Annotated in this window: 9 protein-coding genes; 3 read left to right on the top strand and 6 right to left on the bottom strand. The window is 54.8% G+C overall.

All coding sequences use genetic code 11. The features are described 5' to 3' along the window. Nucleotides 1-8: 8 nt before the first annotated feature. Nucleotides 9-2555 (bottom strand): magnesium-translocating P-type ATPase, encoded by a 2547-nt coding sequence (gene mgtA / locus JJL52_RS03255; protein ID WP_202050958.1) that lies wholly within the window; start codon nucleotides 2553-2555, stop codon nucleotides 9-11. A gap of 267 nt (nucleotides 2556-2822) precedes the next feature. Further along, on the bottom strand, nucleotides 2823-3080 hold the full coding sequence (locus JJL52_RS03250) for a hypothetical protein (RefSeq protein ID WP_202050957.1): 258 nt from the start codon (nucleotides 3078-3080) through the stop codon (nucleotides 2823-2825). 490 nt (nucleotides 3081-3570) lie between these two features. On the opposite strand from JJL52_RS03250, the gene JJL52_RS03245 reads away from it, so the two are divergent. Beyond that, on the top strand, nucleotides 3571-3879 hold the full coding sequence (locus JJL52_RS03245) for a hypothetical protein (RefSeq protein WP_202050956.1): 309 nt from the start codon (nucleotides 3571-3573) through the stop codon (nucleotides 3877-3879). A gap of 212 nt (nucleotides 3880-4091) precedes the next feature. Here JJL52_RS03245 and JJL52_RS03240 read toward each other — a convergent pair whose 3' ends face one another. The 3 genes from JJL52_RS03240 to JJL52_RS03230 all read right to left on the bottom strand — a co-directional run bounded on the left by JJL52_RS03240 (nucleotide 4092) and on the right by JJL52_RS03230 (nucleotide 8149). Next, nucleotides 4092-5342: a glycosyltransferase gene (locus JJL52_RS03240; RefSeq protein WP_202050955.1), complete on the bottom strand. Its 1251-nt coding sequence runs from the start codon at nucleotides 5340-5342 to the stop codon at nucleotides 4092-4094. A gap of 138 nt (nucleotides 5343-5480) precedes the next feature. Continuing rightward, nucleotides 5481-6203, bottom strand: a complete 723-nt coding sequence (locus tag JJL52_RS03235) for a DUF3581 domain-containing protein (RefSeq protein WP_202050954.1) — start codon at nucleotides 6201-6203, stop codon at nucleotides 5481-5483. 317 nt (nucleotides 6204-6520) lie between these two features. After that, nucleotides 6521-8149, bottom strand: coding sequence for a copper resistance D family protein (locus JJL52_RS03230; protein ID WP_202050953.1), 1629 nt, complete (start codon nucleotides 8147-8149; stop codon nucleotides 6521-6523). A gap of 463 nt (nucleotides 8150-8612) precedes the next feature. On the opposite strand from JJL52_RS03230, the gene JJL52_RS03225 reads away from it, so the two are divergent. After that, nucleotides 8613-10502: a TonB-dependent receptor plug domain-containing protein gene (locus JJL52_RS03225; protein WP_202050952.1), complete on the top strand. Its 1890-nt coding sequence runs from the start codon at nucleotides 8613-8615 to the stop codon at nucleotides 10500-10502. Nucleotides 10503-10541: 39 nt separating this feature from the next. Here JJL52_RS03225 and JJL52_RS03220 read toward each other — a convergent pair whose 3' ends face one another. Then, nucleotides 10542-11702: a helix-turn-helix transcriptional regulator gene (locus tag JJL52_RS03220; RefSeq protein ID WP_202050951.1), complete on the bottom strand. Its 1161-nt coding sequence runs from the start codon at nucleotides 11700-11702 to the stop codon at nucleotides 10542-10544. Nucleotides 11703-12455: 753 nt separating this feature from the next. On the opposite strand from JJL52_RS03220, the gene JJL52_RS03215 reads away from it, so the two are divergent. After that, entirely contained in the window at nucleotides 12456-14801 is a 2346-nt protein-coding gene (locus tag JJL52_RS03215; RefSeq protein ID WP_202050950.1) for a PKD domain-containing protein, read from the top strand. Nucleotides 14802-14894: the final 93 nt, after the last annotated feature.

Below are 14894 nucleotides of genomic sequence, written 5' to 3'. Positions count from 1 at the left end.
GGAACTCCTTAAATTTTGATGGAGCGATAGAATATCCGCTTGGCGGCTTCGGCGGCCGCGATATAGAAAACCACGACAGTCCCCAGCAAAGCCAGGATCGTTGGCGGAAGCGGCTGGAAGTCGATCCACGAAGCGAACGGCAGATAAGGCAAGGCGACCGTCAGGACGATAATCGTCAACGTAGCGCTTAAGAGATAATTGCCGGGCCGGCTTCTGAAGATCGGCTTGCGGCTGCGGACGACCAATACGATCAGGGCTGCCGACACGACCGATTCCAAAAACCAGCCGGTGCGGAATTGCGTGAAGGGCACTTCCAGCCATAACAGCAAACCGAAGGTGAGATAGTCGAATATCGAGCTGACGATGCCGAAAACGAACATGAATTTGCGAATGAATTGAATATCCCAGCGCCGGGGTTGGGTCACCATGTCGGCATCCACATTATCCGAGGCGATGGTCATTTCCGGAATATCGGTCAGCAGGTTGGTCAACAGAATCTGCTTCGGCAATAACGGCAGAAAAGGCAGAAACAGCGAGGCGCCGGCCATGCTGAACATGTTGCCGAAATTGGCGCTGGTCGCCATCAATACGTATTTCAAGGTGTTCGCAAAGGTCATGCGTCCCTCTTTGACGCCTTCGATCAGGACGTCCAGATTTTTTTCCAGCAGTACGATCTGCGCGGTTTCCTTGGCGACGTCGGCCGCGCTGTCGACCGAAATGCCCACGTCGGCCGCATGCAGGGCCGAGACATCGTTAATGCCGTCGCCCATATAACCGACCACGAAACCCGCCTGTTTCAAGGCCATGATAATCCGCTCTTTCTGGTTGGGCTCGACTTCGGCGAAAACGTTAATCCCGGCCACCCGATGGATCAGGGCATTGCCGCTCATCTGTTCGATTTCGCGTCCCGTAAGCATTTCGGCGGTGTCCAGCCCCAATTGCCGGCTGACGGTCTCGGCCACCAGCCGGTTATCGCCGGTGATGATTTTGAGCGTGACGCCGAGCTGCTTGAGCCGGCCGATCGTTTGCGCGCAGTGGCTTTTAGGGGGATCGAAAAGAGTCAGAAAACCCAGAAAACGCATCCCCCGTTCCTCGTCTTTAACTTGCTCCGGCACTTCGGACAGCGGTTTATAGGCAACGCCCAAAGTGCGGAGCCCCTGAGCGCTGAAGAGTTCATAGCGTTGTTGAATCGAGTCGCGTACCGCTTCGATATCGGTCAGGGTACCGTCAGGGTTTTCACTGTGGGAGCAGGCCTTCAGTACATTGGTCAGCGCGCCTTTGGTAATCAAAACGTTCGCGCCGGCATCGGAAATCAGCACGCTCAAGCGCTTCCGGTAAAAATCATAAGGAACTTCGGCCAATTTGCGGCATTTCTCGACATTGAAACTGCGAAAGTCCCGGATCGCCTGGTCGATCGAATTATTGAAGCCGGTTTCGAAGTAGGCGTTGAAATAAGCGAAACGCGAGACCTTGTCGCCGGGATTGCCTTCGACATCGAGGACGCCTTGCACATGAATCCTGCCTTCGGTCAGGGTGCCGGTTTTATCGGAACACAAGACATTCATGCTGCCGAAGTTTTCGATCGACGCCAGCTGTTTGACGATGACTTTTTCAGCTGCCATGCGCTTGGCGCCGTGCGCCAGATTGATGCTGATCACCGCAGGCAGCAATTGCGGCGTCAACCCGACGGCCAGCGCCAGCGCAAACAGGAAGGAGTCGATCACCGGTTTATGAAGATAAACGTTCACCGCGAAAATCATGATCACCAGGATCAATGTCACTTCCATCAGCAAATAGCCGAAGCGTCTGACGCCGCGTTCGAATTCCGTTTCAGGCGCTTTGAGCTTGAGGCGTCCGGACAGTTTGCCGAATTCGGTACTCCGGCCGGTCGCGATAACCAAGGCCTTCGCCTCGCCGCTTTGCACATGCGTTCCCATCCACAACGCATTGCTGCGCCGGCCGAGCGGCGCATCGGCGGCAACGAGCTCCGGCGATTTCTCAACCGGGTAACTTTCTCCGGTCAGGATCGCTTCATCGATGAAAAGATGTTCGGCTGCCAGCAACTGGCAATCGGCCGGAATGATGTCGCCGGCTTTCAGGAGGACAATATCGCCGGGCACCAATTCAGCCGCCGCAATTTCCGCTAAATTATTGTCCCGCAGTACGGCAATCTTGATCTGCACCAGCGCGAGCAATTTTTCCACCGCATCGGCCGCGCCTTTTTCCTGCCAGAATCCCAGGATGCCGCTGATCAGGACGATGGACAGAATGATCAGCGCATCGACTTTGTCATGCAGGAAAAAGGATAATCCCGTGGCAAACAGTAAAATCAGAATGATGGCGCTTTTGAACTGCGCGAAAAACAGCCGCCAAGCCCCCGTTTTTTTCTTTCCGTTCAATCGGTTGATGCCGAAACGCTTAAGGCGCTTGCCGGCTTCCTCCCCGCTCAAGCCCTGCGCGGAGGTTTGTAACCGTACCAGATGCTGCTCCACGCCAATAGCCCAGAAGAATGCCGGATCGGCTTTTGTTTTTGCAGTTCGGCGATTCTCTCTCACGGAGCGCTCCAGCGTTGTTGATCGTTTTCGTCTATCTCCTCAGGTACTATCCCTGAGAATGCCACGGCTTGTCCGAAATCATTGACGATATTTTAAATATCTTGCAGCCCGGTCAAGGGACTTTCGGTGATTTTTTAACCCATCTCTCCAAGGGCCGCTGTCTGAACCGCTTGCCCGGCCATTAAAAACGCATTTTTTTCCTCCTCTCGATGCACGGGCGTTTTCATAAATGCCCCGGCAGCGGTTACGCTGCCGGGGGAATAGGGATCACTTGGCAGAATGTTCGGCAGCTTCTTTGGGTTTCGTATGAGCTGTTTCCGAAGCCTTGCCGGCATTTTCAACATGCTTCTTTACTTCTTCATGTTTGCCGGCCTTGTGGTGTTCGGCAGTCGCTTTAGGGTGTTTTACAACTTCCTCACGGGCTTTGGCCGTTTCTTCGTGTTTTGAGGCAGCGCCTTCCGTTGCCGCATAGGAGGAAAAAGAGATGGCGGAAACCATTAATAAGGTACTCATGATCTTGAACATAAAAGGCTCCTCAATGTTCCCAAGATAAAATCGATCGATTCCGGGTTCCGTTATCGATTATGGCTATGTCGTCGAAATCGTTTTCCGACACATCCGGGAAATACAGAAACCATGCCAAAAGCTTATCTCCTAAAATTTTTATAAAAAATAGCAACTTAAAAGACAGGAGCGGTTAAATTAACGGAATGGGCAATATTGATGGTTGAAAATGCCCTAGAGGATCCGGTGGTTATACACCGTCTGGATTTACGGCAGCCTTTCGGCGTTAATTGTCGCCTGGCAGGGGATATAATGTTCTGAGGCTTTTCGGGGGCTTTGCACTGGCCTGCCTTCCACGGTTCGTTTTGGGGTTCGTCGCTTGAAAGATTGCAGAGCAATTTTCGTGAATGTATGCCGGAATGGGTATCGGCCGGCCGCGTTTGCGGATAAAATGACGCCGCCGGGCAGCCGGAAACTCTGAGTATAAAAGCGAAGCGATGGACACAAAAATATGATCAGACACCTCTTAATTTGTATATTGCTTGTCTGCGCGACACCGGCACAATCCGAAGAAATTACCCTGTGGGATAAAGCCGTCGATATCGGCTTTTTCAGGCCGACCGGATTTCTGGCCACGCTGTTGGGGGCCGGGGCTTTCGCCGCCATGTCGCCGATGGCTGCGGTCGCAACGGTATTTCCCCCCCACGACAGCATTTCGGCTTTTGCCGAAACACTCGTGATCAAACCGGCCGAATTCACTTTTACTAGACCGGTTGGTGCCCCGGTGGTCCGCTGGCTTGCCGTGCCCCCTGCACGGTAGATACTGCTTTCGGCAGAGCGGCCAAAGCAAACCGGTCCCTCGGGCCGGGCGTTCGTCCGGCGCAGCCCGCAGAATGCGATGTCCATAGGAACCGCATCGAGCGCCCTTTAGGATACCGTCCGCGCTCGGTACGTTTCGCAGGCTCGGCGTATCCTACGAACTTGGTGAAGACCGGTATCAATCAGCATACCCCCCTCATTTATCCGCCGACCCTAACCGAGGTTTTGCTCAATGAGTTCAACCGCGCGCGGAGCGCCGCCGCTGTCCCGAATGGCTTCGCTCATCCTTGCAGCAGCCGCGCAGTAGGACGCATCCTTTAGTACGCGCTCGATTAAAGGCCGTAAGCTTTGCGGCGTGATTTGGCGTTGAGCGCAGACTTCGCCGGCGCCGACCCAGGCGATCCGCGCCGCGATGCCGGGCTGTTCGTTGGTAACCGGAACGGCGACCATCGGCACGCCATGCGCCAGCGCATCCAGCGCGGTATTCAGGCCGGCATGGGTTACCGCGAGCGCGGCATGGCGCAGCAATTCCGCCTGCGGCGCAAAAGGTACCACAATTGGCTTGCCGGGCAGTTCACCGAGCGCTTCCGGCGCCAATCCATTGCCGGTCGAGATCACCAGCTGGGCATCGTGCCCCTCGCATGCGGCTGCCAGTGCCCGGAAGTTTTGGGCGACACGATTCTGCAGCGTGCCGAGCGAGGCGTAGATTAAGGGACGGCCGTCGAGGCGCTCCCACGGGAACGGGACAGTCGGGTAGCCGGCCGGCAGCCGGAGCGGCCCTACGAAGCGGACCTGCTCCGGCAGTTCCTGCCGGGGGAATTCGAATGCTGCGGGCTGTTGACTGATCTGCAGGCGGTTCGACCAGGCTTCGGCGATCCGCTGCGGCACCGGGAGCCCGAGTTTTTGCCGCCGCGCCTGGATCCGGGATAAAACCGGCGTGTAGAGATGACCGAGCCGATCCCAGGCAATCCGGTTGCGGAGCCGCGCCCACCAGGTATCTCTAGGCTGCCAGTGAGTGAAAAAAGGCGGCACCAGAGGATCGGAATTCAAAAGCAGCGCGTTACTCACGGTCACGAACGGCAGTCCCAATTCATCGGCCACGGTGCCGCCGGCGGAAGTGACCTGATCGACCAGCAGCGCATGAACGCCGGCCGTTCGAACCTCCAGCGGCCCATTGGCCATGATGGCCACCGCCGAACGCGCGCTCAATGCAAAAGTGTGCTTGAGCGCCGCCCGCCCTTGCAGCAAGCCGAGCTTCTGGATTTCAGCCTGAAACTCATCGGCAGCGAAGAGGGTGCCGCCTAGCGGACGAACTTCAAATCCGGCATCCCGCATGGACGCCGGCGGATGTCCCAACAGAAAGAAAGTGACTTGATGCCCCCGACTGCGCAGCGCGTCGGCCAGCGCCAGCATCGGATTTAAATGGCCTACCGTATTGGGACAGATTATGCCGAAATGATTCATGAATAGACTCCATTGCAGCCTGCGGGGACCGTGTCGGACGACAAGTATTTGAGATTATCGTTTTATTATCGAGCCAGGGGGAATGAGGTTTCTATCGGAAGCCGCCGAGCGGTTTTCAGCGGCCTGACAGATTTCGTGCTACAGAATCGGCAAATTGCCGAGATAGTCGTTTTTCCTGGCCAGATACTCTTCGACAAACGCCTGCATCGGCTCGGATTCATAACCGCTCTGTACACTGATCGCCAGTTTTTTAAAGCCGGTACCCACGACATTCTCGCCCGCTTTGATCCGAAAGTGTAAATAAGCCGAAGCGCGCTTGCCGTTGACTTCCATCTTCGGTTCCATCATTTCCACGGACGCCTGCTGAAAATCAAGATGATCGAATGACAGGGTCATGCTTTCGTAAATCACCAGCGGGCGCGTGAGGCTGAACATCACGTTCTCTTTCTCCAACAAGGGAACCAGCACGTAAGGAAAATTTTGCCCTGAGAAGGCGACATAATCGCGGGTAAAGCTTTCGATCAATGCCGAATTCCGGCTCAGGCCGCCCGAGCGTTCGATCTGCAGATAGGCTTTACCCTGATTGTCTTTCACCTCGATCTCCCCGGCATCGGTATCGGGAAAGTCCAACAGCACGCCATGTCCTACCATGCCCGCAAAGACGAAGTGCATACGTTGGCTCAGCCCGTATTTCTCCAAGGCCAGCGCAAACAGCAGATCGCCGGGTACGCAGAAACGTTTGGCATCCACATCGTGCAGGGGATTGAAATCATGAGCGACCTCTTTGGCAAACCGGCTCGCCCGCTCGGCGGAAATGGCGGCAAATCCGTCACGATCCTCATAAAATTCTTTTAAAAACATATTCTTATTTTATTATTCTGAACAAATGGATCATTCTACCATAGCAGTTGATCCGTTTCACCGAATAATTCCCTTACCAGCATAAAGGTTATTGCCGGCAAGGCCAATTCCTCTATTTCCCCATGCAATCTGACGCGAAACGGGCGTTGCAACCCCGCCCTCAAAGCTTTACCGATATCGCTGTTTGTAAACGCTCGGTAAACGTTACGGACGGGGCAACATACCCCGTTCGGCGTAAGGGCTTACGAAACATCATGTCCTCGCATTCTCATAGTAACTAAGTTCATAACTTGCTCTAACAAAAGCAGTGATCATTATCAGTATAAAGGCTCACGGTAAAACAGCAGAATCATGGCGACCGCGAGCGTGGCTAAACAGCCGGCAATACCGGCGAAACGCCCTTCCGTCCGATGACCCGCCTGCATCAAGCGGAGTTCCAGCCAGCGGCCGCCGGCCATTATGATCGCCAGAAACCCGATCGAGGTGTGGGTGGATCGGATCAGATATTCGCTTTTCAGCTCGAAGCCCGCATGGCCGTGAACAAACAGGATAATGGCGCCGAGTACCATCAAAGCGGGAAACACATAAGGCAGCAGGGTGCCGCCCTGTCCTCTGCGGACCCGAAGTTCCAGCGCGTCCATCGCAAAAGTCGAGAGCGTGGTGATACGGTGTTGCATAATTTCGCCGTCACTCAGCGTACTTTCCCAAAAACCCATCGGACCCAGCGGCCATGTCTGGGGATCGTTGCGGAAGAACAGAAAGAGGCCGATGCCGGCGAAGCCCAAGGGCCAGAACCGCGCCCAGCGGAAGCGGGGATGATAGGAGAGAAGGGCGGCAATCGCCATCAGCGCGATAAACAGGCCGCAGACGTTATGATTGTAGTCCGACCAGACTGCAGCCGCCCGGGAAGGAATCTTATCCACGACGGCGGTGCGGCCGGCTTCGCCCGCCAGGAATTCAGCATGGCTGGGGGAGTTGAGACGCGGCAGGCGAGGCATGAACATGACGGCCACTTCGGACAAGCTGGCCGTGGCCTCGGGAATGTCCGCAGCGGGCGGCTGAGACGCCAGGCCGGCGGCGATGAACAACACGGTAACCAGCACCAGGAACTCGGTCTCGATGTAATACGGCACCTTACGCTCGATGTCGCCGGAGGCGGGTTGCCGCGCGGCGCGATAGTTCAGCAGTGCGAAACCCAGCGCGCATCCGAGCAATGTAATTTTGACCGCAACCAGGCTGCCGTAGCCGGTCCCGGCCATTCCTTTTAAGCTTCCCACATAGGTCCAGGCCAATACCAGTCCGGTTGGAATCAGGATGAGAACCGCAGGGATTCCCAACCGGGCAAACCGCGCCGCGGCCCGCGGCCAAAAAGCCCGGGCCGCGGCATCGCGGCGTCCGAGCTCGCGCAGCAGGAGCAGCTGCAGGACACCGCCGATCCAGGCCCCGGCCGCCGTTTGATGCACTGCCGTAATCGCCATCAACAAAGCGCGGTTTTCGAAGCGGGCGACGGCATGAACCAGCCATGCACCGCCGATAATCAGCGCTACCGCCAGAATGGCGGCCAGGTCCCGGGCCGCCTTATTTCGTGGGAAACGAAGCAAACTGCAGGCCGTTCCGACCAGTGCCAAGGCCAACAGACAGCGTAATGCGCCGGCTTTAAATTGAATGCTGCCGGCATAGGCGGCGAACGGAAACTCGCTCAGTGCAGAGGCTAGAATGGCCGCTTTCACGATCAGTTCGAGCCCTGTAACTGTCGCCAGCAGGACCGCGCCCGCCCCAATGCCCCAGGCGTTCCGGCGCAGCATCGGGATAGCCGAAGGAGTATCGGAGGCCGCATCCAGCACCGTCAGGCGCCACAGCAGCCCGCCCACGATCGCACTGAAACCGATCAGCGCAAAACCACCGAGAATATCGTCGAGAAAATCCGCTACTCCCTGCAGATACATGAGAGGAAAATCTGTCCGGAGGCGCTACGCGGGCCCCGCGGAAGCGTATCGGCAGGCCCGCTTCCTGAACCGGTTCAACGCAAGGCCGGAAAGAAAGGCGATGGATAAACATCGCATGCAGGGAAATTTCATGACGCCAACCTCCTTGTCTTTGCCTGTAGCAGCGAATGTACCTCTCCGGATTCGATGAAGCAAGAAACCGAATGGGTATGATTGGATAAAGCGTTCGGGACATATGCTTCATGTATTCGAAATTGACTGCTTAATATAGAAATTCTTCTACTGGCATCCGCATTCGTTTGAAAATCCCTTATCACACTTTAGGCTAATATATTGTTCTTATGTTATAAAAATAAATGCAATCGGAGCTTTCATGCAAAAATGCGGTTCACGAGTAGCCTATCCGGCTTTAGATCTATGCGATGTTAAGGAGTTATGGCCAATACGGGGATTTTTGGGCGTTTTGCTCCTTAGCTGCGCTATTGCCGTAAAAGCCGAAGAGATCATGCTGCCGGAGATTACCGTTACAACGCAGCCCGACACCGAAGGAGAAACTCAAAATGCGGGGTTTACCGAAAAACTCGGTATTACGCATTTAACTCAAGAAGACATGGCGATTGCCCATGAACGCAGCATCGACGAAGTGCTGCGCGGCGAGCGGGGCATCGGCGTGACGAAAGGCGGGGCTTCCGGGCTCGGGCTGCTCCAGGTGCGCGGGGTCGGCGGGCAGGGGTTGGTTTTGCTGGACGGCATGCCGGTGCCGGACACGTTGCCCGGTGTTCTGAACCTGAATGCCCTGCTCCCCGAGGCACAGGAAAGTATTGTGATAAACCGGGGCTTCGGTTCAGCGTCAAGAGCCTTCAGCGCGCTGGGCGGTTCGATTGATTTGACGTCCCGCAGCGCCAGGAACGACAGTGCCGACCTGCGCGTGGAAGGCGGCACCTTCGGTTTTCTCAAGGAAACCTTACGCGGCAACCTGGCGGGGGAAAAAGCGCGGCTTGCCGTGACGGTGAACCGCACCGATGCGTTCGACGGCGCTTATCATGCGCAAAAGTCCAACAACAATCCGGAGCGAGATCCTTTCCATAGCCATCAGGTCCTTGCAAAAGCAAGCGTCGATTTGAGCGATACTTTGCTCTGGGAAGGTTCACTGTTGTACCGGGACGGCCGAAACGATTTTGACGGTTATGGCATCCGCAACGGCATGTTGGCGATGGCGGACGAAAAAGGCTCTTTTTTTGCCGAAGAAAGCTGGATGGCGCAAAACACCCTGAAAGCCTATATCAATGCGGATTGGGATACGCGCTTGCAGTTGGGTTATACCCATACCGACAATCATGCCAAAGTCCTGGGGATCACGCCGGGTTATACCACCGACCTTTACCTCGTCCGCTGGGAGAATAACCAGCGTTTATGGCACGGTCAAGGCCATGATGTCCTTTACCTGGTTTGGGGCGCCGAAGGCCGTCATGAGTGGGCGGAAGCGCCCACTTTCAGCCCGCCGCCTACCCTAGCGAGCGGCGCGCCGTTTGAGGAACGCCGCAGTCAGCAGGCCGGTTTTCTAGAGGCCCGCTTCGCCTATGGGAAACTCAGCGGCGACATGGGCGTCCGCTATGAGAGTTACGATCGCTTTCAAAGTCATGCGCTCGTGCATGCCGCTCTAGTTTGGCAGGTATTGGATACGCTGAAATTGCGCGCCAACGGCGGCAACGGCTTCCGGATTCCGAGTTATGCCGAGCGATTGTTTCCGCTGCTTGGCAATCCTTCTCTAAAGCCCGAGCGAGGTGCCGGCGGCGACCTGGGCCTGGAATGGCAGGCATTGTCCAATCTCAAACTTAACCTGACCGGATTCTATTCGCGTTATGACGATTTGATCGTGGTCAGTTGGGCGCCGCAACCCACCGTCCAACTCCCCTGCATCGGTCAATGCATCGGCAATGTCGCCAATGCTACCGTAGCCGGCATGGAAGCGAGCGGCGAGCTTGTTCTCAGCGAACGATGGCGCGGCGGTGCCTCCTACACCTACAACGACAGCCGCAATCTCGACAACGGCCGCCGGATACCCTTCCAGGCTACCGATGCCGTGCGCGTCTGGGGCGAATGGCATGTGCCGAATCTGCCGCTCACCTTATGGGCCGAGGGCATCTACCGGAGTCTGGCTCAAAACGATCTCGGCAATACGCTCGATGTGGACGACGCGTTTCATCTGAATGTTCATGCCAACTACCAGGTGACGCCTAAACTCAATCTGTACGTGCGCGGCGAAAATCTTACTAATGATAAAACGCCGGATGTCTTCAGCTTCGATCATGCCGGGGCGGCGGTCTATGGGGGGATCGCCTATCAGCTTTGAACGGCGACGGGAACGGCAACCTCATTGAAAATGATGATCTTACTCACCGATTTGCATCGATCCGGCGAATAAATGCGATAAAGAGAACTGTACCAGTTCGCGCTGATTATCGGTTTGCGTCTTGGCGAACAAGGCGCTAAGCTGCGTCCTCACGGTTTTAATGCTGACATGCAAGGTGTCGGCGATTTCCTGAGGGCTTCGATGCTGCAACAAGTGCTTGAGGACGCGGGTTTCGGCGGGCGTTAATTGGTACAGTTTGCTGAAAGCCCTGAGATCGTCAAAGGCCGGGGTATCCGGTTCGGTAATCATGACGATAATACGCGCGGGCGTGCCGAGCTGTTCACTGAAGGGCGCCGTGACCGGAGAAAACGTGGCCACGCGCGTGCCGATAGCTTGCGTATTGTTAAGCCGCAAGGTACTGCCGATCCCTTGCCGGGCCTGGCGCAAGGCTTGCTTGATGGCATTGTTCTCATAGGCGTCCAGGCCTCCGAGGTAACCCCGGATGACAGTCGGATTACCTCCTTGGCTTAACAGCCGCTCGGCTTGCCGGTTGGCGAACAACAGCCGTCCCGCCGCATCCAGCAGCACAATCGCGACAGCGACCTGTTCGAGGGCCTGTTCCCGTAATTGCCGCATTTCCCTCTCCCGGATGAGTTTCCATCGAATCCGCAACGCGCGTTGTAAATGCGGCAGCAAATGGCGGATCAGTCCTTCATCCTGTGCGGTAAATGTCTCGTCAAAAGCGCTCTTATAAAGGCTGAGGAACAAAGGCGGCGATTGGTCCTGAAGCGGCTCATCAAGCATCACGAGACCCATGTTGACTTCCGCTCCGCCCAGTTTCGGCTTCAGTAAGTCGCGATAAATTTCCGATTGCCGAAAGGCGCGCCGTTCAACAAGTCGGTCACTATGGATAATCGCTCCCGGCCGCATCAACCCCTGCTTTTTCGTTTCCAGCATCCAGATGTCATGCTGCCGGTAATAAGATGCATAGTCTGCCCAGGCATCCGCATCGGCATGGGTAAGAGGCGCCAAAATGAAGGGCGTCTGATGGCTGGAACCCGGCAGGCTGAACAACAGGCTGTCAGACGCCTGGATGAGTAAGGCAAGCTCATGAATGAGGGCGGGCCATAGCGCATCCTCCAGCGCCGCGTCATAAATCTGCTGAATCAAGGCATCCAGCTTTCCATCATTCATTGCCATATGGATCCCCCATCGGACGGTAAGCCCGCAAACAGGTTTGGGCAGGATCTGATAAAGCTAACCATCAGAGCCAATATCCGGTCAAGAAACGGGGGCTCTCATCCAAGCTTGGCGGAGCGGATTCATCGGACGCATCGGCTTGCCTGGCAAAAAAGCAAAGACGGCCATTTTATTTTCCACACTCGTTCGGATAACTTGCCTTTCAAGAGGGGGAACAGAAACCAAATCGCCCGCTTGTATTGCAATTTCAGTCAAATGACCGATGCCGTTCTCTGATTTTATCTGGAGAATATCTACACACCAAATAAAAAATAAGCCATACCTGTAGTGGCTCGATAACATCCGTTTTTAGTGACCCCATTAGCCGAGAATATCGAAGCGCTCCCGCCCACATCAAACGAGAATGAGCCCACTTTAATTGAGAACAGCCCGATAACATCGGTTAGAAATTAGATTAACTGAGAGTGAGCATAGTGCAAATAATGCGTACCCACCCGTCTCATACTGACAAAGGATTGACTGTACTCGACCGAGGCTGATGATAGGGATCTAAAAAAGCCAATAAAGCCCCTTATTAAGCGGCAAAATATTAGCATTTACCTTTTTGGTGATGATTATGAATTATATCTATTCATTATCTTATATATATCATTATTTATAATTATTAAATTATTTCTTATCAAATTAGAATCAATCGACATTTAAATAGGAATATAAAAAGCATAAAACCAAAGTGTGAAACAAGGAGATAAAATGAATAAGAATCTTTGCTTGGTTGTGAAATTGGCTTTATTCCTCCCACTTGTTCTAATGCCGACAATCGGCTTAGCCGACTATTCGATAGCTCTCAATGCAACCGCACTGAAAGCCCATGATCCTAATGGCGTTTTTGTTAATTTTACTGAGAGAGATGGCACTACGGAAAAACAGATCGACGCCGGACCTGTATCAAGTTTAGGCGGGACCGGATGGGGCCACGCGGCCGCCAACATGTCAACTGGTCAGGTCCTAGCTTCGGCTGTTTCAAGCGGCGGGGAAGGCGACGCAAGTGCCCAGAGCGTTTTTGACGAGTACGTGACATTTCATCTTCCTGAAGGTATGGCATCTGCACCGGCTACATTCAATGTTGAACCCGATATTTCCGGAAGTACAGAAAATAGAAATGGGGCAGCGGCCGGGGTAGCTCTACATGTTAGTGGTGCTCAGGTAGGATGGGCTACTTTTAGCCCAGGTAGTCCTGCAACAGTATCTGGTCTACCAAGTGTCATAACCGTAAAGGATGGCGATCGTATTCAGGTACAAATGACAGTAAGCGCAACGTCCGAGGGACTCTCAGGATTCCCTGATAGTTCCCTTGATCGTGGTCACGCGAGCTTTGGCGCAAGACTAAAACTTGAGACACCACCGGGCGTGACCTTTACATCCTCCTCCGGCGTATTTCTGACGCAAGAGCCGGTCGGAACCCCGGACAATCCGATCCTTCCTCCCGAGGACGGCGGTACCATTCCCAGACCCGGTCTGCCGCCCAGGTTCCGGTTGCCTTTGCCGCCATGCGGCTATCGAGCCGTTTGTGTTGTCGACCCTGTCGTAGCGACCGGCTATGACTATGAACTGGATCCCGGGCTGTCCAATATCAAATCGATTCTCTTGCCGGAAGGCATTGGCGATGGCAAATACGACCTTTTCCTCTGGGATGCCGCTACCTCCCAATATGTGGACAGCGGGGCGGACATCCAAGGCGGCGTGGTCTTTGATTTCGAACGGGATCTGCATAGGGAAGGCGGGCTGGCCCGTTTCTCGATTCGCGGCATTGAAGTGGAGGCGAACCTCGACCCGAATGATCCCCGAGCGTTCGTGACCGGCTTGACCTTCGTAGACTATAAGCTTAATGGCTACCTGAGCATGACGCCTATTGCCGAGGAGACGGACTCCCATCCAACCAATCAGCCTCCCATCGCCCAGGCCGGCACAGATCAATCCGGGCATCCCGGTGTTTCGGTGGCGCTCAATGGCGGTGACAGTTCGGATCCTGATGGCGACTATCCGCTGTCCTACGCCTGGTCATTCGCTTCCAAACCCGACAACAGTACGGCTGAATTGCAAAATGCCAATTCCGTGACCCCCTCTTTTACACCGGATGTAGCGGGCGACTATCTAATCAGTTTGACTGTCACCGACGCCCGCGGTCTGACCGGCATTGACCAAGTCAAAGTAAGTACGGTCAATACCTCGCCAGTGGCCGATGCAGGGCTTGATCAATCCGTTACCACCGTGGGTTCTACGATTCATTTGGATGGTCGGCAAAGCTACGATGAGGATGGCGACGCCATTACTTATCAATGGACGCTCACATCCAAGCCCCAGGGCAGCACTGCGACATTAATAGATAGCGATACCGCGACCCCGCATTTTATTGCGGATGTTAATGGCAGCTACGCTCTCAGTCTGAGAGTGACGGACAGTTTAGGGGCGGCGGGTTCCGATACGGTACTGATCAGTTTCGATAACCTGAAACCGGTAGCCGATGCCGGCGGCAACCAAGCCGTACTGGCTGGGAATACGGTCCTGTTGAATGGCGCAGGGAGCACCGATGCCAACTTGGATCCGCTGACCTATCAATGGAATATGATTGAAAAGCCTATCGGCAGTCAGGCCTTGCTCAGTCACTCTAATCAGGTCGATGCCAGCTTTCTTGCCGATCTGCCCGGTAATTACATCCTGAGCTTGGTGGTCAATGATGGCCTGCTGAATAGCGAACCGAGCAATATTACGATAACCGCTATCTCGCGGCAAGATGCGCTTACCCAAGAGCTGAGAGCGGCTATTACCTATTTGAATGGCCTTGATAGTGGGGTGTTCAAGAATGCCAATATGCCCAAAGCGCTGACCAGCAAACTCAATGCCGTGCTGATCTCTATCGATCAGGAAGATTTTGTCGAGGCGCTCGAAAAGCTGCGCAATGACGTGCTACAGAAGAGCAATGGTTGTGCCGAAACTAGCAACCCAGATGCCAATGATTGGGTTACGGCTTGTTCGGCTCAGGGACCATTCCATCAAAAGATTAGCCGCGTTATCGCACTACTGGAGGAGATGAGGTAGGCCCCCAAACCATTAGGAAACTGGCCTTACGAATAGGTAGGAAATGCCCAGTAGCCATTTCAAGAATGGCAACTCCCTTTTATGAAGTGGCAG

The sequence above is a fragment of the Candidatus Methylomicrobium oryzae genome (genome assembly GCF_016745425.1).
Lineage (GTDB): Bacteria > Pseudomonadota > Gammaproteobacteria > Methylococcales > Methylomonadaceae > Methylomicrobium > Methylomicrobium oryzae.
This window is presented reverse-complemented; position numbering and strand designations above follow the sequence as displayed.

What these genes read in the sequence shown, in the direction of transcription:
- JJL52_RS03250 (WP_202050957.1), bottom strand. Translation starts at nt 3,080, where the DNA reads ATGTTCAAGATCATGAGTACCTTATTAATGGTTTCCGCCATCTCTTTT.
- JJL52_RS03245 (WP_202050956.1), top strand. Translation starts at nt 3,571, where the DNA reads ATGATCAGACACCTCTTAATTTGTATATTGCTTGTCTGCGCGACACCG.
- JJL52_RS03240 (WP_202050955.1), bottom strand. Translation starts at nt 5,342, where the DNA reads ATGAATCATTTCGGCATAATCTGTCCCAATACGGTAGGCCATTTAAAT.
- JJL52_RS03235 (WP_202050954.1), bottom strand. Translation starts at nt 6,203, where the DNA reads ATGTTTTTAAAAGAATTTTATGAGGATCGTGACGGATTTGCCGCCATT.
- JJL52_RS03230 (WP_202050953.1), bottom strand. Translation starts at nt 8,149, where the DNA reads ATGTATCTGCAGGGAGTAGCGGATTTTCTCGACGATATTCTCGGTGGT.
- JJL52_RS03220 (WP_202050951.1), bottom strand. Translation starts at nt 11,702, where the DNA reads ATGGCAATGAATGATGGAAAGCTGGATGCCTTGATTCAGCAGATTTAT.
- JJL52_RS03215 (WP_202050950.1), top strand. Translation starts at nt 12,456, where the DNA reads ATGAATAAGAATCTTTGCTTGGTTGTGAAATTGGCTTTATTCCTCCCA.